Source organism: Dokdonella sp. (assembly GCF_035511235.1).
GTDB lineage: Bacteria > Pseudomonadota > Gammaproteobacteria > Xanthomonadales > Rhodanobacteraceae > Dokdonella.
Map to the genome: position 1 here is coordinate 36,135 of NZ_DATKFQ010000001.1, position 24,841 is coordinate 60,975.

Here is a 24,841-nt window from a genome sequence, read left to right on the forward strand (position 1 = left end):
GATGGCAGGTTCGCGCTTCGTTCGATGGTTGCAGCGGCTACTGATGGTCGTTGCAGCTTTCGGTCTGGTCTACCTGTTCCTCGTCATGATCCAGCCCTATCGCTTTGAGAAGACGCTGTCGGAGAAGCGCGGCCGCGTAGTCGACTCCCAGACGGGGCATGGAATACCCGACGTTGTGGTCGTTGTGAACTATCAGCTGGAGTCGGTCACGCCGTTCCAGGTCGGTCGAGGCTGCATATATCAGAAGATCGTCCGGACCGACGCAGATGGAAACTACGTGGTACCCGAAGTCTCGGGAGACATCGACGTCGCCGATGATTTGCTTCGGCGAATGCTGCCCGGCTTCAGCCACGCCTACGGGTGGGTCGTGCTGTATCACAAGGATGGGTATGTCGTAGCGAAGGACCATCAGCGGGCAGTGGACGTCATTGAAGGGCGGCCCGTCCCTAATGTGGCCCTGCGTATCCCGTATACAAAGCAAGGTGACGCCTACATCGTGCCACCGGTCGAAATGCGAGCCATTGACATCAGGACGCCGGATGTAGCGCTCGACGCTTATATCGTGCGCACAAGCTCGGTAGCGAGACAGGCTAAGTGCTTCCTTGAAGAGAAAGGGAACTCGGAGGACTCAAAGCATCTACGGAGCGCGATGAAGACGTCCATCCGGCACGTGATCTGCGGCCTGCCGCCTGACAGGGTGCTGCCAGAACAGGTCCACACGGACACGTTCCTGGACTGCGCTGCATCGACTGGACTCAAGAAGCAACGAGAGAGGGCGGGAGACAATTGGAACCTGACTGTCGGGGCCCTTTGCGAGTCGTTCCGCTACGTGCCCGATGAGTACGAGTGCCAGGGATCCAATCCCAAAAGGCCATCGTTGAGAATCGTGACAAAGCTGGGGCCGCCATCGGCCGAGCCATCCGACTGACGCCGAATGTGAGATGTGTGCGTGCGTAGGGATGACTTCTGCGCGCTCGCGGCACATCTCTGTTATCCAGCCGAGATCGTCGGTTAGGACTGAGGCACGTGGGTTGGTTAGGCCAGTATCGTCACAGTCGCTCAATTGAAGGAGATGGAGATGAATGCCCGAGTCAGTTGGATGGCCATTGGGACCGTCATCGGTTTGCTCGCCGGACATACGGTGGCCGCCTTCGAGACAGAGACACATGGCCTGATTACATACAATGCCTACAAGCGATCCGTGATCGCCGATGATGGGGTAGGATCTATTCGGTGGATTCTTGGGTTGGATCGGTTACCTGTCGCCCAACCGTTCGCGTCCCACTGGTCTCCCTCGGTCACCACGGCCTACTTCGACAATGTTCCTGTTTCTCAGCCCTATGCGTATCCGCCCATCTATCCGTCTGTAGTGGACTACGTGCGGCTGCCACATCGGTATGAGAGTTGCCAGATCGAGACATTGCAGTCCGTGGGGTGGTTCGGCAGGGAGCCCGCACTGGATAACGTCGCTGGGTCGCTTTCCATCCAGAACTGGCTCATTCGAGGGGCTATCCGAGAAGATGATCTCTGGCCCCTTATGTACGGAACGAAGCCGGGCTGTAACGTGATCTGGCCCGATGGCGATCCGCATGGCTGGCTCATGCGCGTGTTTAACCATTTCTATGACCCCGTACACGATAGGTCATTGGCAAATGGAGACTTGTCTGAGTCGAAATCTGTAAACTGGGCGCTCGGCCAGCAAGACAGTTTCGCCGCATCTTCTTCTCCCGATTCGACCCGGCGGAACCATTTTAGCTACGCAGATGCGCGCCAGAACATGTGGTTCGCGTTGACTGATCAGCGTGGCACCGCCTCGCTTCCCTACACCACGGCTGCGCGTGAGGCTGATGCCAGAAATCGGCTACACCGCTGGGCCACCGTGTTTAGGTCCCTCGGTGACGTCGTGCATCTGCTGCAGGACGGTGCGCAGCCCCAGCATGTGCGAATTGACCCGCACTCTCTGGTCAACTCAAGCGCGCAAAAGGCATACGAGTACTATACGAATCTCAGGGTGACGCGAGCCGACGATGACGAACCTCCGGTGCTGAAGAACAGCTATCTCTCTGGATTCTTCCATCTGGATGAAGACACTGCTCCACGCCAGCTTGAGCTGGGGACCTACGCGACACCAATGTTCTTGACACCGCTTCGCTTCTTCTCGACGAGGCAGCAAAGCGACGGGCCGGAAGCCTCGACGCTTTCACGTCACGGCCTGATGGATTACACGAATCGCGGCTTCTTCACGGCTGGAACGCTGCCGCACGCTTCCGGCAACCTCTTCGATCAGCCGCCGACGCCAGTCGATGAGACTGAAGGCTACACGCGGTCCGTCGTGCCTTGCCGGCTCAGCGCGCCGCTCGCTGCTCGCTTGGTGGCGAACTGCGTCCATTGGGTTCGTGCCGTCCCCGATACCGTCTCCCCGGCGTACACCGACACAATGCCAAAGGCGGGTGACGGCTCGAGCTTCGAAGCACCGCCGCTCCTGACGGAAAGCGCGTTCAACGCCATTGCACCGCTCACTGGAGTTCCTTTGCCTCCGCGTTATGCGATCGGGCTGGAGGAGTTGGAGGCCATGGGGAACCTCGGTGTTCCGCGAGCAATCGCCTACAGTGCCGGCCTGATCGATTTTTTCTTCCGCGGTCAACTAACGCTTTCCGCTCCGCCCGATGGCCTGTTCGGTGTGCTCGACCAAGGGAAGCCGCACACGGTAGTTGATGGCGTCCCGATTCAGGCCGATGCAAGCGATCGCACGTTTGGCTTCACGGCGATCCGCGTGCGGGCGCGCAACAGCACCGGAGACGCGAACGGACGCCTCACCGAATCAGGAAGCGGGCGCGTGGTTGCGCAGACGATGAAGGGCGGCTCTGATGGCAATGGCAATGCGACCGGCATGCTAGTCGCGATCGCCCGTTATCACAGGAATCCGTGCTACCAGAACGACCTCTCGGGTGAATACGTGGTCCGGCTGAATCCGGATTTCACGCCGCAGGAGCCATTCGTGCCGTCTGGCTGCCTGCCGGAGCAGACCCGCTCCAATGTGCCGGAGATTTCGGTCTCCAAGCCGCTCTATATCGATGCCTACGGCGGATTGCCCGGGCCACTGCCCGGGGCGACGAACGCCTGCGCGAACGTTGGCAACATCAACACTGGCGCAGCCGGTGACTGCGAGCACGACAGCGCGCTACTCGAGTTCGATTTTGGCGACGATCCGATCCCAGTCAATGCGACCGACTTGTTCCTGCAGGTGGCGTATCGCGGACAGCTCGGCGAGGAACATGACGGCATTGCCGTCGGCGCGATGGATCTGGTCGAGCCGCAGTTCTTCACGTCGTGGAACCACACCGACTGGTACCTCTACGAGGACCAGTGGCTGCGGCCGGAGAACGTGCCCGAGCCGCCCGGCCCGGACGGGGCCGAAGCGGTCGCGCTGGAAGATCTCTCGATTTGCTTCGGCCGCCAGTTGATCGGGCATCTTCCGCTGCCGGCACAGCTGGCACCGGCCGAGTTCGTGCGGGTGGCGTTCCTGACCGACCGCGAGGAGGTCGCGCTCGGTACCGTCGCGACCTACGCCGACGGTCCAACCGTCGCACGCGCGGCGGCGCAGCCGCTGACATTCCCGAGGCAGTCGGATCAGGAATACGGTGGCAATTTCGAAAGCACGCCCTGGTACTACGGCCGCGGCACGACGCTGGGCCTGGATCTCACGCTGTACTTCCAGTACTTCACAGGCAGCTGGTGGCTGTTCAACTTCCCCGAGGCGGCTGCCCTGACGCCGCCGCTGGGCAGCGCTTCGACGCCGGGCATCCCCAAGCCCTTGACGGCATCGTTCTCCGGTGTACCCCACCCGTTGTGCGAGACGCACTTCGCGGAGCCGTCGGCCGCGAAGGCGGACGGATCGTCGCGCAGCACATTGCCGACAGGGCATTCGCAACGAGCTAGTGGCCCGGAGCCGGAAGGGAGCAGTGGTTAAGGTGGACTGCCCAGATGCCAGCGCGCGGCCCTGGAGCGAGTTAGCGGAGACGGTGGAGTCGCCTCAGAACGCGACGGTGACGCCGGCGGTCGGGCCGCGGATCGCGATGTCGAGCTTGCCGGACCAGTAGGTCTGCGCGTAGTCGGCGCTGAGCTTGAACCAGTCGTAGCCGAGCTGGACGCCGAGGTTGTCCCAGATCCGGTACTCGGCGGCGAGGCCGGCGCGCGTGAAGCGCGCATCGATGCCGTCGACGCGGGCCTTGAATGCCTGCGCATAGCCGGACAGGCGCCAGCGCGGCGTCGGCGTCGCCAGTACGCGCAGGCCGAGCGCCGGCGAACCGCCGCTGGTGCGCTCCTTCTCGTCGATCAGCGAGGTGTCCTCGGCCGTGATGCTCGCCTTGGCCTCGGCCCAGTGCGCGCCGATCGAGCCGGCGACCAGCCAGGTCGGCGTATCGATGAAGGCGTACTCGTAGGAGAGCGTCGCCAGCGAGAAGTCGAAGCGCGTCCTGACCCGCGTGTCGATGTCGTAGTGCCGGCCGTTCCAGGTGAACTCCTCGTCGACGGCGAGGCTGCGCCTGCGGTTGATGTTGTAGTAGACGAACACCAGCCGCTGCCGCTCGGAGAGACGCACCATGCCCTCGATGCGCGTGCGCGTCGCCTTGCGTGCGAGGTCGAAGTCCTCTTCGAGATTGAGCGTCTCGCCGGGCACCGCCGACGAACGGCCTTCGAACTCGGTCGTCGAGGTCGGGCGGAAGCCGGAGATCGTCAGCGAGAAGCGGTCGTCGTCGGCGCGGGCGGCCGGTGCGCTCGCAGCGAGCAGGCCGGCGACGGCGAGTGCAGAAGCGAGGTGCCTGCGGCGGTCGGTGTCACCGCTGCGGCCCGCGGAAGGGAAGTGGGGTCGATGCGCGCGCGCCGTTCCGCCGGTTTGGATCATGGGATCGGATGCAGATGGGTTCCCCGCTGGATGCCGGTCAGGGTGACCGTCTGCGCCTGAAGCTGGCGGTAACGGATGCGCACGTCGCCGACCGCGGGCGCGTCCGGATCGCCGCTGTAGAGCGCGCCGTCGCGCACGCTGAAACTCGCGGCGAGATTCGGCGGCAGCTGGCCGAGCGTCACCGCGAGCGGCTGCGTCGGCAGCGTGCGCAGCAGGGCCGGCTCGATCGTCAGCGCGCCGACACGCACCGCGTCGGCCTCGAAGACTGCATCGGCGAACGGCTGCTCGGCCGGGTTGCGGTGCGCATCGGCCCGGCGGAACGCGCGCGAGTCGATCGCGCCGTCCTCCCAGCCGGTGTCGTAGCGGCAGCCGTCGCCTTCGCAGTGCTCGCGCCACTGGAACATGGCCACGTCGCGATGGAGCAGGGCGGCATGCGCGCTGACGCCGAGCTGATCGTCGCGCGGCGTGCCGCTGACGGTCAGCTCGCCGGTCAGGCTGACCGTGCGGCCCTCGTCGGCCGGGTCGGGATCGGCCGGATCGACCGCCGGCACGGCGCTGGACGTCCCGCCGTCGACGCCGGCCGGACGCCACCACCACCAGGCCGCGGCCAGCGCGACCACGACCAGCGCGACGAGGACGGCGGGCAGGCGGCGCATCGGCGCCTCAGGCGCTCTTGAGGATCAGGACCGAGCGCGCGTCGATCTGCAGTTCGCGTTCGGCCGGCGCCTTGGCGCCGTCGTCCTTGAGGTGCTGGACTTCCTTGGCGTCGAGCTGCTTCTCGCTGAGCGTGCCGTAGACGATCGCGCGGCCGCTGGCGTCCTTGGGGACGCTGTAGGCATGGTCGTGCATGAAGACGCGCGCGTGGCGGTCGCCTTCTCCGGTCAGCACCAGCCAGCAGCCCATCTTCTGGCAGACCTGGGTGATGCGGCCGCTCCAGGCGCCGTCCTTGCCGACCTGCGCGGCGAGATCCTCGTAGGCGGCGTCGATCGCGACCGGCTCGGCGGCCGGCGTCGACAGCGCGGCGCCGTAGACGGCGCCGGCCTCGGTGGTCTGCACCGGCGTCGCGCCGGCCGGCTCGCGGCTGTGGTCGAGACCGCCGGCGGCCGGCGTGTCGTGCGCGCCTTCGTGCGCCGACGCGATGCCGCAGAGCAGGAAGGACAGGACCAGAACGGTGACGGTGCGCATTGGTGTTCTCCTTGGGTGGCGCGGGCGCGGCATGCGCCGCGCCGGTATGGAAGCTCAGGCGGCCAGCGGCCAGGCCTCGAGCCGTTCGTGTTCGTCGCGGGTGCCGTAACGGCCCTTGGCGTCGCGGGCCAGCGCGGCCAGCGCGCAGCCGCTGTCGTGCGTGAAGAACAGGCGGACGTTGCGGGCCAGCTTGTCTTCGAGGAACGCGCGCTTCTCGTCGATCAGCAGCTCCGGGTAGCGATCGTAGCCCATGGTGATCGGCAGGTGCACCCAGGGCCGGCCCGGGATCAGGTCGGCGCAGAACACCACGCCGCCGCCCGGCGCGACGATCTCGGCCAGCAGCAGGCCGGGCGTATGGCCGTCCGAGACCTCGAAGCGCACCGACTCGCCGAGGCTCGGCGCAGGCGCGCCTTCGACGCGTTCCAGACGCCCGCTGTCGAGCAGCAGCTGCGGCAGCTCCGGAATGAACGAGGCGCGATCGCGCGGATGCGGCGCGAGCGCGCGCTGCCAGTGCGCAGCGCCGACGACGAAGCGCGCGTTCGGGAACAGCAGCCGTGGCGGCTGCCCGGCCTCCCAGGCCGCGAGCAGGCCGCCGGCGTGATCGAAATGCAGATGCGAGAGCACGACGACGTCGATGTCCTCGTGACCGAAGCCGGCCGCGGCCAGCGAATCGAGCAGGACGTGGCGTTCCTCGACCACGCCGTAGCGCTCGCGCAGCTTCGGCTCGAAGAACGCGCCGATGCCGGTCTCGAACAGCACGGTGCGGCCGTCGAGGTCTTCGACCAGCAGGCAGCGGCAGGCCAGCGGAATGCCGTTGTCGGCATCCGGCGCGATCCACTGCTGCCAGACCGCGCGCGGCGCGTTGCCGAACATCGCGCCGCCGTCGAGGCGCTGCGAGTTGCCGAGTATCGACCACAGTTTCATCGCAGCGTCCTCATCGCACCGCGGCGCTGCCGCTGCCGGCGCTGCCGCGCGGGTCGGAGCCGGCCTCGACCGCGCCGCTCCTGCGGTCCCAGCTGACCACGTTCATCAGGCCCCAGGTGCGCTCGCCGGCGTTGACGGTATGGCCCATCGCTTCGAGCGCGCGGCGCTCCTCGGCGCTGAACGCGTTCGGCTCGGCCGAGACCACGTCGGGCAGGTACTGGTGATGGAAGCGCGGATTGGCGGCGACCTGGGCCGGCGCGTCGCCGTCGACGAAGGCGAGGATGCCTTCGAGCACCATCGTGATGATGCGGCTGCCGCCGGGCGTGCCGATCACGCCGATGCGGTCGGCGCCGATCACAAAGCTCGGCGTCATCGACGACAGCGGCCGCCGGCCCGGCTTGGGCGCGTTGGCGTCGCCGCCGATCAGGCCGAACGCGTTCGGCTCGCCGGGGCGCAGCGCGAAATCGTCCATCTCGTTGTTGAGCACGAAGCCGCCGCCGGGCACGACGAAGCCCGAGCCCAGCGTCAGGTTGACGGTCTTGGTCACCGCGGCCAGATTGCCGTCGGCGTCGAGGATCGAGTAGTGCGTGGTATGCGTCGGCTCGACCGGCGGCGCGTAGCCGGGCAGCAGGGCGCTCGGCGTGGCCTTCTCGGGATGGATCGATGCGCGCAGGCCGGCCGCGTAGAGCGGACTGGTCAGCTCGGCGACCGGCATCGTCACGTAGTCCGGGTCGCCCAGGTACTCGGCGCGGTCGCGGTAGGCGCGGCGCATCGCCTCGATCGTCAGGTGCGTGCGGCGCACGCGATCGAGTCCGGACAGGTCGTAGCCGGACAGGATGTTGAGCATCTCCGACAGCGCGATGCCGCCCGACGACGGCGGCGGCGCGGTGACGATGCGCCAGCCGCGATAGTCGAGCGTCAGCGGCGTGCGCACTTTCACGCGGTAGTCGGCCAGGTCGCGCTCGGTCCAGGTGCCGCCGGCCGCGCGCACCGCCTCGACCATCGACGCGGCGAACGCGCCGCGGTAGAAGCCGGCGTCGCCGTCCTTCGCGATCCGCTCGAGCGTCGCGGCCAGATCCGGAAAGCGCAGGCGCTGTCCTTCGCCCGGCACCTGGCCGTCGACGAGGTACAGGCCGGCCGAGGCCGGCCAGCGCTCGAGCACCGGGCGCCGCTGGCCGATCGCCGAGACCAGCCGCCCGTAGGCCGGAAAGCCCTCGCGCGCGAGGCGGATCGCCGGTGCCAGCGAGGTCGCCAGCGGCAGCTGGCCCTGGTGTTCGGCGAGCCAGGCGTAGGCGGCCGGCTCGCCGGGAATGCCGGCCGATAGCGGACCGTTGACCGACTTGTCGCGATCGAGCTTGCCGTCGGCGCCGATCCACAGCTCGGTGCGCGTCGCCGCCGGCGCGGTCTCGCGCGCGTCGAGGAACAGGTCCTGGCCGTCGCCGGCGCGATGCAGCAGAAAGAAGCCGCCGCCGCCGATGCCCGAACTCTGCGGCTCGACGACCGACAGCACCGCACCGACCGCGATCGCCGCGTCGAACGCGTTGCCGCCCTGGGCGAGAATCTCCAGGCCGGCCTCGGTCGCCAGCGGATGGGCGCTGGCGATCGCAGCCTTGCCGGGCCGCGCGTCCGGCGCCGCCTGCGCCAGCGCGCAGGCCAGCAGCAGGACCAGGCCGATCAGCGGGGCGGCGAGCGCGCACCGACGGCGGCGCGGCGTGCGGGGGAACGCGGCGCTCATGCGGCGTTCTTCGCGATCAGCGCCTGATACTTCGCGAACAGTTGCTCGCGCGATTCGGGGTGCGCCGGGTCGACGATGATGCATTCCACCGGGCAGACCTCCACGCATTGCGGCGTGTCGAAATGGCCGACGCACTCGGTGCAGCGGCTGAGCGCGATTTCGTAGATGTCCGCGCCCATCGAGATTGCCGTGTTCGGGCAGGCGGGCTCGCAGACGTCGCAGTTGATGCAGTCTTCGGTGATCTTGAGCGACATGGCCGTTCGGGCCGGCGCGCGACCGCCGTCGCGGCGCCGCCGGCCGTGTGCAGAGGGGTTACTTCAGTTCGGCGACGCGCACGTTGGCGCCGCTCGCGGCAAGGGCTTCCTTGACGCGGGTGGTGTCCTCGGGCGTGCCGATGACCAGCACGACGACGTCCTTGAACGAACCGGACTGCGCGCTCTGGAACGCCTCGATCACGAAGTCCGCGGTGATCTTCGAATCGGGTCCGCCGAACGCCATCATGTTGCCGGGCAGCACGCCGCGGCCGACCACGCCACGCACGTTCTCGAGCTGGTTGCTGCGATCCTCCAGCGCCTTGTCGTCCTCGCCGCCGGGGATGTAGTACATGTACGGACGCGTCGTGGTCACGCCCTGCATGTTGTTGGTGACGACGTTGGCCAGGTACTTCTTCCAGGCGGCCGTGTCGGCCGGATCGGTCGGCAGCGGCACGGTCTCGACGGCCGGTGCGGCGGTCTGCGTCGTCGTCTCGGCAGCCTTGTCGCAGGCGCTCAGGACCAACGTCGAGGCGACGGCGACGGCGAGGGGGAGAAGGAGCTTGCGCATGATGTTAAGGATTCCGTTGAGGGGATCGAGTGTCGGGTCGCGACAGAGTACCAGCTTGCCGGCGCGTCGGTGACGCGGCGGTGCTTTCCGGGCTCAGGCGTCGGCGGCCGCCCAGCGTCGGCGCAGCGCGTTCTGCACGGCCGGATGCACGAAGCCCGATACGTCGCCGCCGAGCCGCGCGATCTCGCGCACCAGCGACGAGGAGATGAAGCTGTACTTCTCGGCCGGCGTCAGGAACAGCGTCTCGACCTGCGGAATCAGATGGCGGTTCATGCTGGCGAGCTGGAACTCGTATTCGAAGTCCGACACTGCGCGCAGGCCGCGCAGGATCACGCCGGCGCCGGTCTCCTCGACGAAGTGCGCGAGCAGCGACGAGAAGCCGCGCACCTCGACGTTGGGCACGTCGGCAAGCGCGATGCGTGCCAGCTCGATGCGGGCCTCGAGGCTGAAGCCCGGCCCCTTGCTCGGACTTTCGGCGACCGCGACGATCAGGCGCTCGAACAGCGGACTGGCGCGGTGGACCAGGTCGATGTGGCCGTTGGTGATCGGATCGAAGGTGCCGGGATAGATCGCGAGCCGGGAGCGTTGCGCGGAGGTCGGCATCGAGAATCGCCTGTGGGAAACGACGGCGCAAGCTTACCAGGAGCGTGTTCGAAGATTTACGCCGGCGCGGGCGCCGGATCGCGCCGATAGAGCCGGTGCCGCACGCTGCCGGCGCGTCCTTCGCGATGCAGATGCCAGTTCGCCGGCGGTGCCGGCGCCTGCTCCGCCGAGGCTTCGACGTGGATCCAGGCGCCGAGCGCGAGGCGGCCGCCCTGTTCGAGCGCGTGCAGCGTGGCCTGCCAGGCGTCGGCATCGAACGGCGGATCGACGAAGACCAGATCGAAGCGCCGCTCGCCGGCCTGCGCGAGCCAGCTCAGCGCGTCGCCGCGCACGACCTCGCCGGTGTCGACCTTGAGGCGCGCCAGCGTATCGGCCAGCGCGCGCGCCAGCGCCGCGTCGCGCTCGACGAATACGCAGTGCGCGGCGCCGCGAGACAAGGCTTCCAGACCGAGCGCGCCGGTGCCGGCGTACAGGTCCAGGCAGTGCGCGCCGTCGATCGTCGGCGCCAGCCAGTTGAACAGCGTCTCGCGTACGCGTTCGGGTGTCGGCCGCAGGCCCGGCGCGTCGGGAACGGACAGCTTCGAACCGCGCAGGCGGCCGGCGATGATGCGCAGGCGGCCGGGCGCCTGTCGGGAACCGTGCATGGAAAGGCCGGTGATAGGATGGGCGCCCGCATTTTCGCCCCATCGCCCCTGTAATGCTCAAGTTCTGGAAGAAGAAGCCGGCCGCCGATGCGCCGCCGGCGGCGGCCGACTCGGTGGCGCCGTCGGACGACCGGCCGCTCGATGCCGCAGCGCCCGCTGCGCCGGTCGAACCGCTCGCCGGGCACGTCGAGCAGGTCGAGCCGCCGTCGGCCGACACCGACACCGACACCGACGCCATGCCATCCGCCGCAGCGGCCGGCGCGCACGACGCGACGGCCGAGCCGGCGCGCCGCAGCTGGCGCGACCGCCTGGCCGGCAGCGCGTTCGCGCGCAGCCTCGGCGCGCTGTTCGTGCGCAATCCCAAGCTCGACGACGCCCTGCTCGACGACCTGGAGACCGCACTGATCACCGCCGACGTCGGCGTCGCCGCGTCCACCGATCTGGTCGAGCGCCTGCGCCGCCGCGTCGACAAGCGCGAGTTCGCCGATGCCGCGGCGCTGCTGGCGGCGCTGCGCGCGGAGCTGATCGCGCTGGTCGCGCCGGTCGCACAGCCGCTCGAGGTGCGCACCGGGCACAAGCCGCACGTGGTGCTGGTCGTCGGCGTCAACGGCGTCGGCAAGACGACGACGATCGGCAAGCTCGCGCGGCGTTACCGCGGCGAAGGGCTCGGCGTGATCCTCGCCGCCGGCGACACCTTCCGCGCGGCGGCGGTCGAGCAGCTGACGACCTGGGGCGAACGCAACCAGGTGCCGGTGATCGCCCAGGGCAGCGGCGCCGACTCGGCCAGCGTGATCTTCGACGCGCTGCAGACCGCGCGGGCGCGCGGCGCCGACCTGCTGATCGCCGACACGGCCGGCCGGCTGCACACGCAGTCGGGCCTGATGGACGAGCTGTCGAAGATCCGCCGCGTGCTCGCCAAGCTCGACGCCGAGGCGCCGCACGAGGTGCTGCTGGTCATCGACGGCACGACCGGCCAGAACGCGATCAACCAGACGCGCCAGTTCCGCGAGGCGATCGGCGTGACCGGTCTGGTGGTCACCAAGCTCGACGGCACCGCCAAGGGCGGCGTCGTGTTCGCGCTGGCGCGCGAGTTCGGCCTGCCGATCCGCTTCGTCGGACTCGGCGAAGGCATCGAGGATCTGCGCATCTTCGACGCGGCGGCCTTCGTCGACGGCCTGCTGCCGCCGGTGCTGGACTGAGCGCGCGTCTCAGGCCGGCCAGGGCAGACCGAGCAGGCGCCAGGCCAGCACGGCCGCGGCCCCAGCCAGCAGCGTCAGCAGCAGCGCGCCGGCGCGCGCCGCGCGCGCGATCCGCCGCGCCGCCGCGTCGCGACGTACCGGCACGTCGCGCAGCGTGCGCGAGGCCGCCAGCGGCCAGCGCCGTTCGCGGTCGATGCCGGCAGCGCTGCGTAGCGCATGCAGTGCCAGCATCAGCACACAGGCTGCGCTCATCATCATCAGCGCACCGATCAGCTGGCGCAGCAGGGCGATCAGGCGTTCGGTGCTGAGCAGATCGGCGGTGGCGCCGATCCAGTGCCGGAACGCGAGCGTCACCGCGATCGCGGCGAGCACGGCCAGCGCCATGACGATCGCCAGCGTGCGGCGCAGGCGCGGGTCGGCGGGATGGATCTCCGGGGGCATCGTCCGTTCCGGGCGGTCGGCGGCGGTCGCCGAGCGCGAGCATAGTCGCTGCGGGCGCAGGCGCGGCGCCGTTCGTCGCCCCGTCGTCCCGCCGGTCGCGACTGCTATGCTTTCGCGATGAAGCGCTTCGTCCCGATCGCCGCCGTGCTGATGCTCGCGGCCTGTCACAGCCTGCGCCCCTCGGCGACGCCGCCGGCGCCCTCGGTCGCGGCCGCACCGGCCGACGGCCTCTACGACAATCACGAGCAGGTCTGGCAGGCCGGCAGCGCGGCTGGCAGCCTCGTGCCGCCGCGGCTGCGTCTGTCGATCGCCACCTACAAGGGCGGCTGGCAGCTCTGGCGCGTCGAGGCCGACGGCGGCACGCCGACGCTGTGGCTGATGCAGATGGACGCGGCTGCCGACGGCACGCCGCGCATGCTGCCGCACCGGCCGCGCGTGGCCGCGCCGACGCTCGAACCGCGTCCCGATCCGGCCGAATGGACCGCGTTGGACGCCTGCACGCTGACCGGCCCGGCCGGCGGCGCGGCCTGGCGCGTCGCCGCGGATGCGGCGGCCTGCGCGACGATCGCGCCGGGCATCGGCGCCGCCGCGGCGTTTCTGCCGATCGCCGCCGCGCGCAGCGCCGAGGGCGTCGACCTGCGGCTGTATGCCGATCAGGCACGTGGTCCGGACGCCGTGTCGCAAGCGCGCCGCGTCGACTGGTACGGCGGATGGGCCGCCGTCAACGGCGCCGGACCGGAGGCCAGCGCCGACAACCGCGACTGGCACATGAACCGGCAGCTGCGACTGTCCAACGAGGGCGGCCGCAGCGCGCTGGTCTGGCGCGACGGCACGCCGAGCGGCTGGTCGCTGCTGCTGGAACGTCTGACGTTTCGCGAAGGCAATACGCCGGTGCTGAAGCTGTCGATCCTCGACGATGCCGACGGCCGCGCCTTGGCCTATGCGTTCGCCGATCCGCACAGCGCGCGCATCGGCATCAATCTGGGCTGGATCCAGGTCGGCCTCGAGCGCGAGACCGGCGCGGCACAGGCGTCGAACCGGTGAGGGCGGCGGCGAACGGCGAGACGCCGACGATCAGCTGGAACGATTTCGAGAAGGTGCATCTGGTCGCCGGCACCGTGCTGCGCGTGGAGCCGTTCCCGGAGGCGCGCAAGAGCGCCTACAAGCTGTGGGTCGATTTCGGCCCGTACGGCGAGCGCAAGACCAGCGCGCAGGTGACCGGCCTGTACCGGCCCGAGGATCTGGTCGGCCGGCAGATCGTCGGCGTCGTCAATTTTCCGGAGAAGCAGATCGGGCCGTTTCGCTCGCAGTTCCTGCTGACCGGTTTCCCGACCGAGGCTGGCGTCGTCGTCACCGCGCTCGAACGGCCGGTGCCGAACGGGACACGCATGGCGTGATCGCCGGGCGGCGGCCGGACCGCCGGCGTCGGCACGAGGTGCATGCGAGCCGTTCGGCACGAGCGTCGCACGCGCATCGCGCCATGCCGCGTCGGACGCGCCGGCATCCGGCACCGCACGGGCAGGCAGGCGCGAACGCGCGGGCAGGCGGCCGTTGCGGCGGCATGCGCCACCGATCCGGGCGGGGGATCGATTCGATCGGGAGATAAGGGTGGCGGCTCCGCCAGCCGGATCCCGGCACCCGAATCACCTGCTACCGTTGCTTCCTTCCGGACCTGGCGGGATTTGCAGGCTATCGTCGCGGGAGAACCGACGGAGCCACCATAGACGTCTTCGGCCTCGTGGGCCGATTCGACCGGAGCGCGCCTTCATCGCGATCCGTTCGGTTGCCGGCGCGGTGCCGGCTTACTGGCGGAGAGGGCGGGATTCGAACCCGCGAAACGGTTTGACCCGTTTACACACTTTCCAGGCGTGCTCCTTCAACCACTCGGACACCTCTCCGCACCACGTAAATCATCACTCCGACTTCATCCCTGAAGCGCTATCCATTCGGCATCCTGCCTCATCCTCGCGCGATGCGCTGTCGTCCGAGGACGACGGCGAAGCCATCGCGCTCGACCACTCGGACACCTCTCCGCACCACGTAAATCATCACTCTGACTTCATCCCTGAAGCGCCATCCATTCGGCATCCCTGCCTCATCCTCGCGCGATGCGCCGTCGTCCGAGGACGACGGCGAAAGCCATCGCGCTCGACCACTCGGACACCTCTGCGCACCACGTCAATCATCACTCCGACTTCATCCCTGAAGCGCCATCCATTCGGCATCCCTGCGCATGAGTCGCGCAGCGCGCTTCGCATGGCGGGGCTTGGAGGGCCGCGCAGAATAGCGGAGGGCCCCCGGGCACACAAGCGCGCGGGCGTGCCAGTTCAGTCGCGCGCGACGGTCGGGTTCTTGGCCAGGTCGACCAGCGTGACCGGCAGGCTCGCGTAGTAGGCGGCCAGATCGTTGATGTCCTGGTCCGACAGCGTCGTCGCGAAGCCGGCCATGATCGGATTCTTGCGCGCGCCGGCGCGGTACTCGTGCAGCGCGCGCGCGAGATAGTCGGCGTACTGGCCGGCCAGGCGCGGATACTGCGGATCGATCGCGGCGGCGCCGTCCTGGCCGTGGCAGGCCTGGCAGGCGAGCGACTTGTCCTTGCCGGCCTCGACGTTGCCGCGGCCGGCGCGGCCGCCCTCGGCGGCGAACGCGGGCAGCGCGGCGGTGCCCAGCAGGACGAGCGTGGCGAACAGCGGCTTCATCAGGTGCATGCAGGTCGGGCTCCGGCGGCTCACGGCTTGATCGAGGACAGGTAGGCGGCGATGTCGCGGATGTCCTCGTCGGACAGGCTCTCGCCCTGCGCCTGCATCGTCGGATGCTGGCGGTCGCCGCTCTTGTAGCCGTGCAGCGCGGCGACGAGATAGTCGTAGTTCTGGCCGCCGATGCGCGGCACGTGATAGCTCGGATACGCGTTGCGCCAGCCGGTGACGCCGTGGCAGCCGGTGCAGGTGTAGACCTTGACCTTGCCGGCGGCAGGATCGCCCTTGCCGGTTTCGGCCAGGCAAGGCAGGGCAAACAGCAGAGTCGTGGCGAACAGCAAAGCTCGGGTCATGTCGGGCTCGGATCCGTCTGGCTACGCGGAAAAATCGGCGGGAGTATAGCCTGCGGCGGCCGTTTCCTGGCAATCGGCGCGCCGCCGCGCGGCCGCCGTTGCGGCCATTCGACGCAGGTGCCGCCCGGACGCGGGAGGCGACTGGCCGCGTCGCGCGCGGCACTGGATGCGAATGGGTATCGCCCCCATCTGCGGCTATACTGCTTCTTTGCGCCCGCGCTCGCTGCCGAACGGCGGCTGTGCGGGTCGCGATCGATCAAGGTTGTCCGTGCGTCTGTCCGAACTCCAGAAGAATGTCCCCGCGACGGTCGCCGGCGTGGTCGATGCCGTGGCCGACGATGCGATCGCGCGCCGTCTGCGCGAACTCGGCTTCGTCGCCGGCGAACCGGTGCGCATCGTCGCGCTGGCGCCGTTCGGCGGCGATCCGCTGCTGGTCCAGATCGGCTCGACGCGTTTCGCCCTGCGCCGCAGCGAGGCCGCGCGCGTGACCGTCGCCGACGCGGACGGAGCCGGCGCATGAGCACGCTGCAGATCGCCCTGGTCGGCAATCCGAACTCCGGCAAGACCGCCCTGTTCAACCGGCTGACCGGCGCGCACCAGAAGGTCGCCAACTACGCCGGCGTCACGATCGAGCGCAAGGAAGGCCACTACACGGCGCCGTCGGGCCGGCGCGTCCGCGTGCTCGATCTGCCCGGCACCTACAGCCTCGATGCGGCCAGTCCCGACGAGGCGATCACGCGCGACGTCTGTCTCGGCCGGCATCCCGGCGAGCCGGTGCCGGACCTGATCGTCTGCGTCGTCGACGCGACCAATCTGCGGCTGCATCTGCGTTTCGTGCTCGAGCTCAAGGCGCTCGGCCGACCGCTGATCCTGGCGCTGAACATGATCGACGCCGCCGAGCGGCGCGGCATCGCGGTCGACGTCGAGGCGCTGTCGCGCGAACTCGGCATCGCGGTCGTGCCGACCGTCGCGGTGCGCCGCCACGGCGCGCAGGCGCTGATCGACCGCGTCGACGCGCAGGCACTGCCGGCGCCGCAGGCGCATCCGGTTGCCGACCTCCATGCCGAGGTGCGGCGCATCCTGGCTGCCGCGGTGTCGAGTGCGCGCGACAGCGCCGCCACCGATCAGGCGATCGACCGCATCGTGCTGCACCCGGTGATCGGACTGGTGATACTCGCGGCGCTGATGTTCGTGATCTTCCAGGCCGTGTTCGCCTGGGCCACGCCGCTGATGGACGGCATCGAGGCGGGCTTCGGTGCGCTCGGCGAGGCGCTCGGCGCGCTGCTGCCGGACGGCGTGCTGCGCAGCCTGCTGGTCGACGGCATCGTCGCCGGCGTCGGCGGCGTGCTGGTGTTCCTGCCGCAGATCCTGATCCTGTTCGTGTTCATCCTGGTGCTCGAGGAATCGGGCTATCTGCCGCGTGCGGCGTTCCTGCTCGACCGCCTGATGCTGCGCGTCGGTCTGACCGGACGCTCGTTCATCCCGCTGCTGTCGAGCTTCGCCTGCGCGATCCCCGGCATCATGGCGACGCGCAGCATCGCCGATCCGCGCGACCGGCTGACCACGATCCTGATCGCGCCGCTGATGACCTGCTCGGCGCGGCTGCCGGTCTACACGCTGCTGATCGCGGCGTTCATCCCGCAGCGCGCAGTTGCCGGCGTGTTCAATCTGCAGGGCATCGTGCTGTTCGCGCTGTACGTGGCCGGCATCGTCAGCGCGATGGCGGTGGCCTGGGTGATCAAGCGCCTGCGCCGCGACCGCAGCGAGCACGCGCTGATGATGGAGCTGCCCTCGTATCGCTGGCCGCACGCGCGCGACATCGCGATCGGCCTGTGGGAACGCGCGATGATCTTCCTCAAGCGCGTCGGCGGCATCATCCTCGCGCTGACCGTGCTGCTGTGGTTCCTGTCGAGCTTTCCGGCGCCGCCCGACGGCGCGGCCGGGCCGGCGATCCAGTACAGCCTGGCCGGCCGCATCGGCCGCCTGCTCGAGGTCGTGTTCGCGCCGCTCGGCTTCAACTGGCAGATCTGCATCGCGCTGGTGCCGGGCCTGGCCGCGCGCGAGGTCGCGGTGGCGTCGCTGGCGACCGTCTACGCACTGTCCGGCAACGAGGACGGACTCTCGGCGATCGTCGCGACGCAGTGGTCGCTGGCGACCGCGCTGTCGCTGCTGGCCTGGTACGTGTTCGCGCCGATGTGCCTGTCGACGCTGGCGACGGTGCGCCGCGAGACCAATTCGTGGCGGCAGGTCTGGATCATGGCCGGCTATCTGTTCGCGCTGGCGTATCTGGCCTCGTTGCTGACCTATCAGATCGCACGGTGGCTGACGTGAGCGCCTGGCTGCAGATCCCGGCGGTCGCGGCGATCGTCGTCTGGGCGGCGTGGAGCGCGTTCGGGCGGCTCGCGCCACGTCTGCGCCGGCGCGGCCTGGCGGCGCTGGCCGCGCGTCTGGACCGGCCGGAGCACGCCGCGATGCTGCGCGCGTTCGGCCGCCGCCTGCGGCGCGAGCGTGTGCAGGGCGGTTCCTGCGGCGACGGCTGCGGTCCCTGCGCGAGCTGCGGCCCGGCACGGCCGGCCGAGGCCGATCGCGTGCAGCCGCTGGTGTTCCATCGCCGCCCGCCGACCTCGCGCGGCCGCGGCGCGCCGTAGCGTTCGCCGCATGGCCGCCGCGGCCGTCATCGTTTCGCGCGCCCCCTCGCGATGGCAGGCGGCTCCCTCGCATGCATCGGTCGAACGCGAGTCCGCGCGCCGGCATCGGCCGGGCCGGTCACGAGGCGGCCGCCCGGCGTCCCGCCGCGATGCCGCGACGGCGATCCGGCACCGCCTGCTAGCATCGCGAACCGGCCGGACGCCACACCCGTCCGGCGCATGCACCGAGACGAGAGATCCATGTCCGCGACGATCTACACCCTGCACCGCGGCACGCGGCCGCTCCTGGTCAGCCTGCCGCACGACGGATCGGCGATTCCCGACGCGATCGCGGCGCGCCTGACGCCGTCGGCGCGGCGCGCGCCCGACACCGACTGGCACGTCTCGCGCCTGTACGCGTTCGCGCGCGAACTCGGCGCGTCGGTCCTGGTGCCGCGGCATTCGCGCTACGTGGTCGACCTGAACCGCCCGCCCGACGACACCTCGCTGTATCCGGGCCGCAACACGACCGGCCTGTGCCCGGCCGTGCAGTTCAGCGGCGAGCCGGTCTATCTCGACGGACAGGCGCCCGATGCGGACGAGATCGCCGAGCGCGTGCAGATCTACTGGCGGCCGTATCACGAGGCGCTCGCCGGCGAGCTCGCGCGGCTGCAGGCCGGGCACGGCCGCGTCGTGCTGTGGGAGGGCCATTCGATCCGCAGCGTCGTGCCGTTCCTGTTCGAGGGGCGTCTGCCGGACTTCAATCTCGGTACCGCCGACGGTGCCAGCTGCAGTGCCGCGCTGCAGGACCGCCTGCGCGGCGTGCTCGAGCGGCAGTCCGGCTACAGCCATGTCGTCAACGGCCGCTTCAAGGGCGGCTACATCACGCGCCACTACGGGCGTCCCGAGCACGGCGTCGAGGCGGTCCAGCTCGAGCTCGCGCAGGCGCGCTACATGGACGAGGACCGCTATGCCTATCGCGAGGATCTGGCAGCGCCGACGCAGGCGCTGATCCGCGCGCTGCTCGAAGCGACGCTGGCCGAACCGGCCTCGCCGCCGCCGGCCGGGCAGGCAGCCCGGCCCGACGGCCGCTGAGTGGCCGCGCCCGTGGCCGATCGCCGGCTGGCCGGCGTGCTGCTGGCGGCGTCCGGCGCGATCGCGTTCTCGGGCAAGGCGATCATCGTCAAGCTCGGCTATCGCCACGGCGTCGACGCGGTCACGCTGCTCGCCTTGCGCATGCTGGTCGCGCTGCCGCCGTTCGTCGCGATGGCAGTGTGGGCGCGGCGCGGCGAACGCGCGCGGATCGGTCGCGGCGACGCCTGGCGCATCGGCGCGCTCGGCTTCTTCGGCTACTACCTCGCGAGCTTTCTCGACTTCGCCGGACTGGCCACCATCAGCGCGACGCTGGAGCGGCTGATCCTGTACCTGACGCCGTCGCTGGTGCTCGCGATCGGCTTCCTGGTTCACGGGCGCCGCGTCGGCGGCCGCCAGCTGGCCGCGCTGGCGCTCAGCTACGCCGGCGTGCTGCTCGCGTTCGGCCACGATCTTCGCCTCGGCGGCCGCGACGTCCTGCTCGGCGGCGCGCTGGTGTTCGCGAGCGCGCTGAGCTATGCGGTCTATCTGGTCGGCAGCGGCGAGCTGGTCGGCCGCATCGGTGCGCTGCGCCTGACCGCCTATGCGAGCATCGTCGCCTGTGTGCTGTGCCTGGTGCAGTTCGCACTGGTCGACGGGGTCGGCGCGCTGGCCGAGGTGGCACCGGCGGTCTGGGGCCTGTCGCTGCTCAACGGCACGCTCTGCACGGTGTTTCCGGTCGCCGCGGTCATGCTCGCGATCGCGCGGATCGGCCCGGGCCTGACCGCCCAGATCGGCATGCTCGGTCCGGTTTCGACGATCGTGCTCAGCATGCTGGTGCTCGGCGAGGCGATGGGTCCGTGGCAGATCGCCGGCACCGTGCTGGTGCTGATCGGCGTGCTGGCCGCATCGCGGCGCGAGCCGGCGCGTCCCGACGAGCGCCCGCCGGCCGGCGCGCTTGCCGATCCCGGGCCGATCGACACGCGCCGCGGTCCGCGCTGAGGCTCGGTGGCGCGACCGGAGACCGCGCCGGCGCGCGCCCGGCTCAGGTTCTGCCGTTGATCGCCGCGCCGCCCGCGGCGGGCGACGGCGCCAGCGCCGGCAGGAACCAGGCGAGCAGGCCGATCGCCGGCAGCCACGCGCACAGCGCATAGACGGTGGCGATGCCGGCATGGTCGGCGAGCTGGCCGAGCACGGCCGCGCCGAGGCCGCCCATGCCGAACGCGAAACCGAAGAACAGGCCGGCGATCGTACCGGGGCGGCCCGGCACCAGATCCTGCGCGTAGACCAGGATCGCCGCGAAGGCGGACGCCAGGATCAGGCCGATCGGGATCGTCAGCAGCGTCGTCCAGAGCAGGTCCGCATGCGGCAGCAGCAGCGTGAACGGCAGCACGCCGAGGATCGAGCCCCAGATCACGTAGCGGCGCCCGATGCGGTCGCCGATCGGACCGCCGGCGATCGTGCCGACCGCGACCGCGCCGAGGAACACGAACAGGCGCAGCTGCGCACCCTGCGCGTCGATGCCGAAGCGGTGCATCAGATAGAACGTGTAGTAGCTGGTCAGGCTGGCCAGATAGAAATACTTCGAGAAGATCAGCAGGCCCAGCACGAGCAGGGCGCCGGCGATGCGCCGCGACGGCAGCCGCAGCTCGGCGGTGGCGCCGCCGCCCCGGCGCAGCGGTGCCGCCGCCAGCCGCGCGGCGTACCAGCCGCCGATGCGCGTGAGCAGCACGATCGCGGCGAGCGCGGCCAGCGCGAACCAGGCGACGCTGACCTGGCCGCGCGGCATGACGATCCACGCGGCCAGCAGCGGCCCGATCGCCGAGCCGACGTTGCCGCCGACCTGGAACAGCGACTGCGCGAGGCCGTGGCGGCCGCCCGATGCGATGCGCGCGATGCGCGAGGACTCCGGATGGAACACCGACGAACCGGTGCCGATCAGGGCGGCGGCGACCAGCAGCACCGGAAAGCTCGTCGCGCGCGAGAGCAGCAGCAGGCCGAGCAGGGTCGAGCACATGCCGATCGCCAGCGAGTACGGCTTGGGATGGCGGTCGGTGTACAGGCCGATCACCGGCTGCAGCAGCGAGGCGGTGAACTGGAACGTCAGCGTGATCAGGCCGATCTGGCCGAAGTCGAGCGCGAAGGCGTCCTTGAGCAGCGGATACAGCGCCGGCAGCAGCGACTGGATCAGGTCGTTGAGCAGATGACACACGCTCAGCGTGGCCAATACCGGGAACGCGGTGACGGCCGGTGCCGGAGCGGCCGGGGCGGGCAGCGGAAGATCGTTGGAGGATGCGGACATCGGGCGGGATCGAGGGCGGTCAAACCAGACAGGACGGCTCCGGCCGACGGATCGGCGGAGCCGTCCTGCCCGCATCCGCCGGTAGGGAGGGAGGTGCCGGCGGAGTGCGCGGGCCTGACGAGGGCCAGGCGGCAGTAGACGCCCGGGGCGCGGCCAACGCATCATTGTCCAGGCCAATCACCCTTCCGATCGGGCCATCCGTGAGAGACGTTCAGCCGCACGAGGTCGAAACCACGCCGGGCCCGTTCGTCGCGGTCGGCGCCCGCTACGGCGGCGGCCATCACGTCGCCCGCCATCGCCACTGGCGCGCCCAGTTCCTGTATGCGGCCGAAGGCGTCGCCCTGGTCGACACCGACCTCGGCAACTGGGTTGTGCCGCCGGAGCGGGCAGTCTGGATCCCGGCCGAGGTCGCCCACGAGGTGACGATGCTGGCGCCGGTCGATCTGCTGAGCCTGTACGTGGCGCCGTCGGCTGCCGCCGCCCTGCCGCAGGCCTGTCGCGTGGTCGGCGTCTCGGCGCTGACCGCCAGCCTGCTGCGCGAGGCGGCCGAGCTGGCCCCGTCGCCGGACCCGGGCACGCGCGAACATCTGATCTATTCGCTGCTGCTGCTCGAGATCGGGCGTGCGCCGGAGCTGCCGTTGAACGTGCCGTTTCCGGGCGATCCGCGCCTGGCCGCGCGCTGCCGGCGCTATCTGGAACAGCCCTCGCCGCACCAGACGATCGACGACTGGTGCGAGGAGCTGGCGATGAGCCGCCGCTCGTTCACGCGGCGCTTCCGCGCCGAGACCGGATTCGGTTTCGCGGCCTGGTGCCGGCAGGCCTGCCTGCTGGCGGCGCTGCCGCGGCTGGCCGCCGGCGTGCCGATCACGACGATCGCGTTCGACCTCGGCTACGACAGTGCATCGGCGTTCGCGACGATGTTCCGGCGCACGCTCGGCGCGGCGCCGAGCCGCTTTCTCGCGTCGGTCTGAGCGGCGCGCAGCCGCGTCCGGCGCCCGGGGCGCGGCGTGGAGACGGCGGTGGAGCGGATGCCGGACCGATCCGGCACGGGCACCGGCGAACCGGTGCGGGCACAGGCCGGACGGCGCGCGGCGCCGGGCCGTGCCGCTTACTTCATGCGGTAGGTGATGCGACCCTTGGTCAGGTCGTAGGGCGTCATCTCGCACTTGACCTTGTCGCCGGTCAGGATGCGGATGTAGTTCTTGCGCATGCGCCCTGAGATATGGGCGGTGACCACGTGGCCGTTCTCGAGCTTCACGCGGAACATGGTATTGGGCAGGGTCTCGAGGACCGTACCCTCCATTTCGATGACGTCGTCTTTGGACATTCGGGGGCAGGCAGCCTTGGATTGTGCAGGCGGAAAGGCGCGGGATTCTGCCACGAACGGGCCCTGAGCGAAACGCCGGGCCGTGCCGGCGCCCGCCGCGGACGGTCCGGCGCCGCGCGGATCGTGCCGCCGGCGGCGCTCAGCCGGCGGCCAGGGCGGCGCCGGTCAGCGCGGGAAACAGCGCCGTCCAGGAGCCGCTCCGGCCCGGCAGCCCGGCCAGCTCGCGCACCGTGGCGACGAAGCGCTGGCGCGGCATCGTCCGTGCGCCGAGCGTGGCCAGATGCGGCGAGCGGACCTGGGCGTCGAGCAGGGGCCAGCCCCAGCCGTTCAGCACCTGGGCCAGCGCCAGCAGGGCGACCTTGGAGCCGCCGCTGGCGCGGCTGAACATCGATTCGCCGAAGAACATGCGGCCGACCGCGACGCCGTAGAGGCCGCCGACCAGCACGCCGCCGTCGCGGACCTCGATCGAGTGCGCATGGCCGTGCGCATGCAGCCGCGCATAGGCCGCGTGCATCTCCGGCCCGATCCAGGTGCCGTCCTGGCCGCTGCGCGGCGCCGCGCAGGCGTGCATGACCTCGGCGAACGCGCTATCGGCGCCGATCGTCCAGTCGCAGCCGCGCAGCCAGCGGCGCAGCCGGCGCGGCACGTGCATCGCGCCGGTGTCGAAGACCATGCGCGGATCGGGCGACCACCACAGGATCGGCTCGCCGGCCGAGAACCACGGGAAGATGCCGCCGGCATAGGCCGCGAGCAGGCGCTCGACCGACAGATCGCCGCCGGCCGCGAGCAGGCCGTCGGGCTCGCGCAGAGCCGTCGCCACGGGCGGAAACGGGTCGAGCCGGGACGGCGACAGCATCGGGATGCGGATCATGGCGGCGCCGTATACGGCGAGTGCACGAGTACATCGTCGCGATAGCGGTCGAGCAGGTCGCGCTCGCGCTGCAGCGCATCGGCGACCGCGGCCCGGAAGCGGCCGTCGACGAGGTGATGGTACGAGCGCGTCGCGACCGGAAGAAAGCCGCGCGCGACCTTGTGCTCACCCTGCGCGCCGGGTTCGAAGCGGCTCAGCCCCTCGCGCAGGCAGTAGTCGATGCCCTGGTAGTAGCAGGCCTCGAAATGCAGGCCCGGCACCTCGGCATCGGCGCCCCAGTAGCGCCCGTACAGCGTGTCGGCCGAGCGCAAGAACAGCGCCATCGCGATCAGTTCGGCGCCGTGCCGGCACAGCACGACGATGCTGCGGGTCGGCAAGGCGCGGCCGAGGTGGCGGAAGAACGCCGGCGTCAACGCCGCGTAGTTGCCGTGCGCATCGAAGGTCCGCCGATACAGCCGGTGCACGGCGTCCCAGGTCGCCTCGTCGAGCTCGCCGCCGTGCATCGGCGTGCAGCGGATGCCGGCGCGTGCGACCTGGGCGCGCTCGTGGCGGATGTTCTTGCGCTTCTTCGAGGCGAGCGCGGCGAGGAAATCCTCGAAATCGCGCCAGCCGCGGTTGTGCCAGTGGAACTGCCAGTCGCCGCGCGCGAGCCAGCCGGCATCGGCGAGCGCGGCCGCGTCCTCGTCGTCGACGAAATTGGCATGGGCCGAGGACAGGCCGAGGCGGTCGGTCTCGCGCTCGATCGAGCCGGCCAGTGCGCGGCGCAGGGCGGCCGCGTCCTCGCCGCGGCCGGCGAGCAGGCGCGGTCCGGTCACCGGCGAGTACGGCACGCCGGCCAGCAGCTTGGGGTAGTAGTCCAGGCCGTGACGCTCGTAGGCGGCGGCCCAGCTCCAGTCGAACACGAACTCGCCGTGCGAGTTGCCTTTCAGGTACAGCGGCGCGGCCGCGACCAGGCGCTCTGCGGCGTAGAGGCCCAGATGATGCGGCTGCCAGCCGTACTCGGGCGACAGGCAGCCGTGGCGTTCGAGCCCGGCCAGGAAGGCGTGGCTGACGAATGGATTGTCGTCGGCCACCAGCGCGTCCCAGGCGGCCGCCTCGATCGCGTCGAGGCGCGGATGGACGCGCGCGTGCAGCATCG

27 protein-coding genes, 1 tRNA gene and 1 other RNA gene are annotated in these 24,841 nt (G+C 70.2%); 11 read left to right on the forward strand and 18 right to left on the reverse strand.

Annotated features, from left to right (window positions below; all coding sequences use genetic code 11):
• Position 1 precedes the first annotated feature (1 nt).
• Together VMR06_RS00140 and VMR06_RS00145 are read left to right on the forward strand one after the other, a co-directional pair.
• Positions 2-928 carry a hypothetical protein gene (locus VMR06_RS00140; protein WP_325371732.1) on the forward strand — a complete coding sequence of 309 codons (927 nt, stop codon included), beginning with the start codon at positions 2-4 and terminating at the stop codon, positions 926-928.
• Between the two features lie 150 nt (positions 929-1,078).
• On the forward strand, positions 1,079-3,970 hold the full coding sequence (locus VMR06_RS00145) for a hypothetical protein (RefSeq protein ID WP_325371734.1): 2,892 nt from the start codon (positions 1,079-1,081) through the stop codon (positions 3,968-3,970).
• A 63-nt stretch (positions 3,971-4,033) separates the two neighbouring features.
• On the opposite strand, the gene VMR06_RS00150 is transcribed toward VMR06_RS00145, so the two are convergent.
• The 9 genes from VMR06_RS00150 to rsmD all read right to left on the reverse strand — a co-directional run bounded on the left by VMR06_RS00150 (position 4,034) and on the right by rsmD (position 10,816).
• Positions 4,034-4,903 carry a hypothetical protein gene (locus VMR06_RS00150; protein ID WP_325371736.1) on the reverse strand — a complete coding sequence of 290 codons (870 nt, stop codon included), beginning with the start codon at positions 4,901-4,903 and terminating at the stop codon, positions 4,034-4,036.
• Positions 4,900-5,559, reverse strand: a complete 660-nt coding sequence (locus VMR06_RS00155; RefSeq protein ID WP_325371738.1) for a TMEM43 family protein — start codon at positions 5,557-5,559, stop codon at positions 4,900-4,902. Before VMR06_RS00155 ends, VMR06_RS00150 begins: the two co-directional genes overlap by 4 nt.
• Before the next feature lie 7 nt (positions 5,560-5,566).
• Positions 5,567-6,088 carry a DUF4920 domain-containing protein gene (locus VMR06_RS00160; RefSeq protein WP_325371739.1) on the reverse strand — a complete coding sequence of 174 codons (522 nt, stop codon included), beginning with the start codon at positions 6,086-6,088 and terminating at the stop codon, positions 5,567-5,569.
• A 54-nt stretch (positions 6,089-6,142) separates the two neighbouring features.
• Positions 6,143-7,012 (reverse strand): MBL fold metallo-hydrolase, encoded by an 870-nt coding sequence (locus tag VMR06_RS00165; protein WP_325371742.1) that lies wholly within the window; start codon positions 7,010-7,012, stop codon positions 6,143-6,145.
• A gap of 10 nt (positions 7,013-7,022) precedes the next feature.
• Positions 7,023-8,747, reverse strand: a complete 1,725-nt coding sequence (ggt, locus tag VMR06_RS00170) for a gamma-glutamyltransferase (RefSeq protein ID WP_325371744.1) — start codon at positions 8,745-8,747, stop codon at positions 7,023-7,025.
• Complete coding sequence (locus VMR06_RS00175; protein ID WP_325371746.1) at positions 8,744-9,001, reverse strand: YfhL family 4Fe-4S dicluster ferredoxin; 258 nt, start codon at positions 8,999-9,001, stop codon at positions 8,744-8,746. The genes ggt and VMR06_RS00175 overlap by 4 nt, the downstream gene beginning before the upstream one ends.
• A 58-nt stretch (positions 9,002-9,059) precedes the next feature.
• Positions 9,060-9,569 (reverse strand): hypothetical protein, encoded by a 510-nt coding sequence (locus VMR06_RS00180; protein WP_325371748.1) that lies wholly within the window; start codon positions 9,567-9,569, stop codon positions 9,060-9,062.
• A 93-nt stretch (positions 9,570-9,662) separates the two neighbouring features.
• Entirely contained in the window at positions 9,663-10,172 is a 510-nt protein-coding gene (gene coaD, locus VMR06_RS00185) for a pantetheine-phosphate adenylyltransferase (RefSeq protein ID WP_325371750.1), read from the reverse strand.
• 56 nt (positions 10,173-10,228) lie between these two features.
• On the reverse strand, positions 10,229-10,816 hold the full coding sequence (rsmD, locus tag VMR06_RS00190; RefSeq protein WP_325371752.1) for a 16S rRNA (guanine(966)-N(2))-methyltransferase RsmD: 588 nt from the start codon (positions 10,814-10,816) through the stop codon (positions 10,229-10,231).
• A gap of 53 nt (positions 10,817-10,869) precedes the next feature.
• Here rsmD and ftsY point away from each other — a divergent pair, with 53 nt between their 5' ends.
• Positions 10,870-12,015, forward strand: a complete 1,146-nt coding sequence (gene ftsY, locus VMR06_RS00195; RefSeq protein ID WP_325371754.1) for a signal recognition particle-docking protein FtsY — start codon at positions 10,870-10,872, stop codon at positions 12,013-12,015.
• Between the two features lie 9 nt (positions 12,016-12,024).
• Here the strand turns inward: ftsY and VMR06_RS00200 are convergent, their stop codons facing one another.
• Positions 12,025-12,456 (reverse strand): hypothetical protein, encoded by a 432-nt coding sequence (locus tag VMR06_RS00200; RefSeq protein WP_325371756.1) that lies wholly within the window; start codon positions 12,454-12,456, stop codon positions 12,025-12,027.
• Between the two features lie 117 nt (positions 12,457-12,573).
• On the opposite strand from VMR06_RS00200, the gene VMR06_RS00205 reads away from it, so the two are divergent.
• Together VMR06_RS00205 and VMR06_RS00210 are read left to right on the forward strand one after the other, a co-directional pair.
• The gene (locus tag VMR06_RS00205) at positions 12,574-13,500 is read left to right on the forward strand and encodes a hypothetical protein (RefSeq protein WP_325371758.1); all 927 of its coding nucleotides are present in this window, start codon (positions 12,574-12,576) and stop codon (positions 13,498-13,500) included.
• Positions 13,497-13,853 carry a tRNA-binding protein gene (locus VMR06_RS00210; protein WP_325371760.1) on the forward strand — a complete coding sequence of 119 codons (357 nt, stop codon included), beginning with the start codon at positions 13,497-13,499 and terminating at the stop codon, positions 13,851-13,853. The genes VMR06_RS00205 and VMR06_RS00210 overlap by 4 nt, the downstream gene beginning before the upstream one ends.
• 218 nt (positions 13,854-14,071) lie before the next feature.
• Here VMR06_RS00210 and ffs read toward each other — a convergent pair.
• The 4 genes from ffs to VMR06_RS00230 form a co-directional block, all read right to left on the reverse strand.
• Positions 14,072-14,168: signal recognition particle sRNA small type (gene ffs, locus VMR06_RS00215), an RNA gene on the reverse strand.
• 94 nt (positions 14,169-14,262) lie between these two features.
• Positions 14,263-14,354: transfer RNA gene (locus VMR06_RS00220), tRNA-Ser, on the reverse strand.
• Positions 14,355-14,783: 429 nt separating this feature from the next.
• On the reverse strand, positions 14,784-15,155 hold the full coding sequence (locus VMR06_RS00225) for a cytochrome c (RefSeq protein WP_325371762.1): 372 nt from the start codon (positions 15,153-15,155) through the stop codon (positions 14,784-14,786).
• Positions 15,156-15,184: 29 nt separating this feature from the next.
• Entirely contained in the window at positions 15,185-15,505 is a 321-nt protein-coding gene (locus VMR06_RS00230; RefSeq protein WP_325371764.1) for a cytochrome c, read from the reverse strand.
• Positions 15,506-15,773: 268 nt separating this feature from the next.
• Here VMR06_RS00230 and VMR06_RS00235 point away from each other — a divergent pair, with 268 nt between their 5' ends.
• From VMR06_RS00235 to VMR06_RS00255, 5 genes are all read left to right on the forward strand, one after another.
• Positions 15,774-16,025 carry a FeoA family protein gene (locus VMR06_RS00235; RefSeq protein ID WP_325371766.1) on the forward strand — a complete coding sequence of 84 codons (252 nt, stop codon included), beginning with the start codon at positions 15,774-15,776 and terminating at the stop codon, positions 16,023-16,025.
• Positions 16,022-17,836 (forward strand): ferrous iron transport protein B, encoded by a 1,815-nt coding sequence (gene feoB / locus VMR06_RS00240; protein ID WP_325371768.1) that lies wholly within the window; start codon positions 16,022-16,024, stop codon positions 17,834-17,836. Before VMR06_RS00235 ends, feoB begins: the two co-directional genes overlap by 4 nt.
• Complete coding sequence (locus VMR06_RS00245) at positions 17,824-18,153, forward strand: DUF6587 family protein (RefSeq protein WP_325371770.1); 330 nt, start codon at positions 17,824-17,826, stop codon at positions 18,151-18,153. Before feoB ends, VMR06_RS00245 begins: the two co-directional genes overlap by 13 nt.
• A 240-nt stretch (positions 18,154-18,393) precedes the next feature.
• On the forward strand, positions 18,394-19,227 hold the full coding sequence (hutG, locus tag VMR06_RS00250) for an N-formylglutamate deformylase (protein ID WP_325371772.1): 834 nt from the start codon (positions 18,394-18,396) through the stop codon (positions 19,225-19,227).
• Between the two features lie 12 nt (positions 19,228-19,239).
• Positions 19,240-20,205, forward strand: coding sequence for a DMT family transporter (locus tag VMR06_RS00255; protein WP_325371774.1), 966 nt, complete (start codon positions 19,240-19,242; stop codon positions 20,203-20,205).
• A gap of 43 nt (positions 20,206-20,248) precedes the next feature.
• Here the strand turns inward: VMR06_RS00255 and VMR06_RS00260 are convergent, their stop codons facing one another.
• Entirely contained in the window at positions 20,249-21,505 is a 1,257-nt protein-coding gene (locus VMR06_RS00260; protein ID WP_325371776.1) for an MFS transporter, read from the reverse strand.
• A 200-nt stretch (positions 21,506-21,705) separates the two neighbouring features.
• On the opposite strand from VMR06_RS00260, the gene VMR06_RS00265 reads away from it, so the two are divergent.
• Positions 21,706-22,476 (forward strand): helix-turn-helix transcriptional regulator, encoded by a 771-nt coding sequence (locus VMR06_RS00265; protein ID WP_325371778.1) that lies wholly within the window; start codon positions 21,706-21,708, stop codon positions 22,474-22,476.
• Between the two features lie 137 nt (positions 22,477-22,613).
• Here VMR06_RS00265 and infA read toward each other — a convergent pair whose 3' ends face one another.
• The 3 genes from infA to VMR06_RS00280 form a co-directional block, all read right to left on the reverse strand.
• Positions 22,614-22,832 (reverse strand): translation initiation factor IF-1, encoded by a 219-nt coding sequence (gene infA / locus VMR06_RS00270; protein ID WP_133820089.1) that lies wholly within the window; start codon positions 22,830-22,832, stop codon positions 22,614-22,616.
• Between the two features lie 139 nt (positions 22,833-22,971).
• The gene (gene aat, locus VMR06_RS00275) at positions 22,972-23,703 is read right to left on the reverse strand and encodes a leucyl/phenylalanyl-tRNA--protein transferase (RefSeq protein ID WP_325371781.1); all 732 of its coding nucleotides are present in this window, start codon (positions 23,701-23,703) and stop codon (positions 22,972-22,974) included.
• On the reverse strand, positions 23,700-24,839 hold the full coding sequence (locus tag VMR06_RS00280; RefSeq protein WP_325371783.1) for a GNAT family N-acetyltransferase: 1,140 nt from the start codon (positions 24,837-24,839) through the stop codon (positions 23,700-23,702). Before VMR06_RS00280 ends, aat begins: the two co-directional genes overlap by 4 nt.
• Positions 24,840-24,841: the final 2 nt, after the last annotated feature.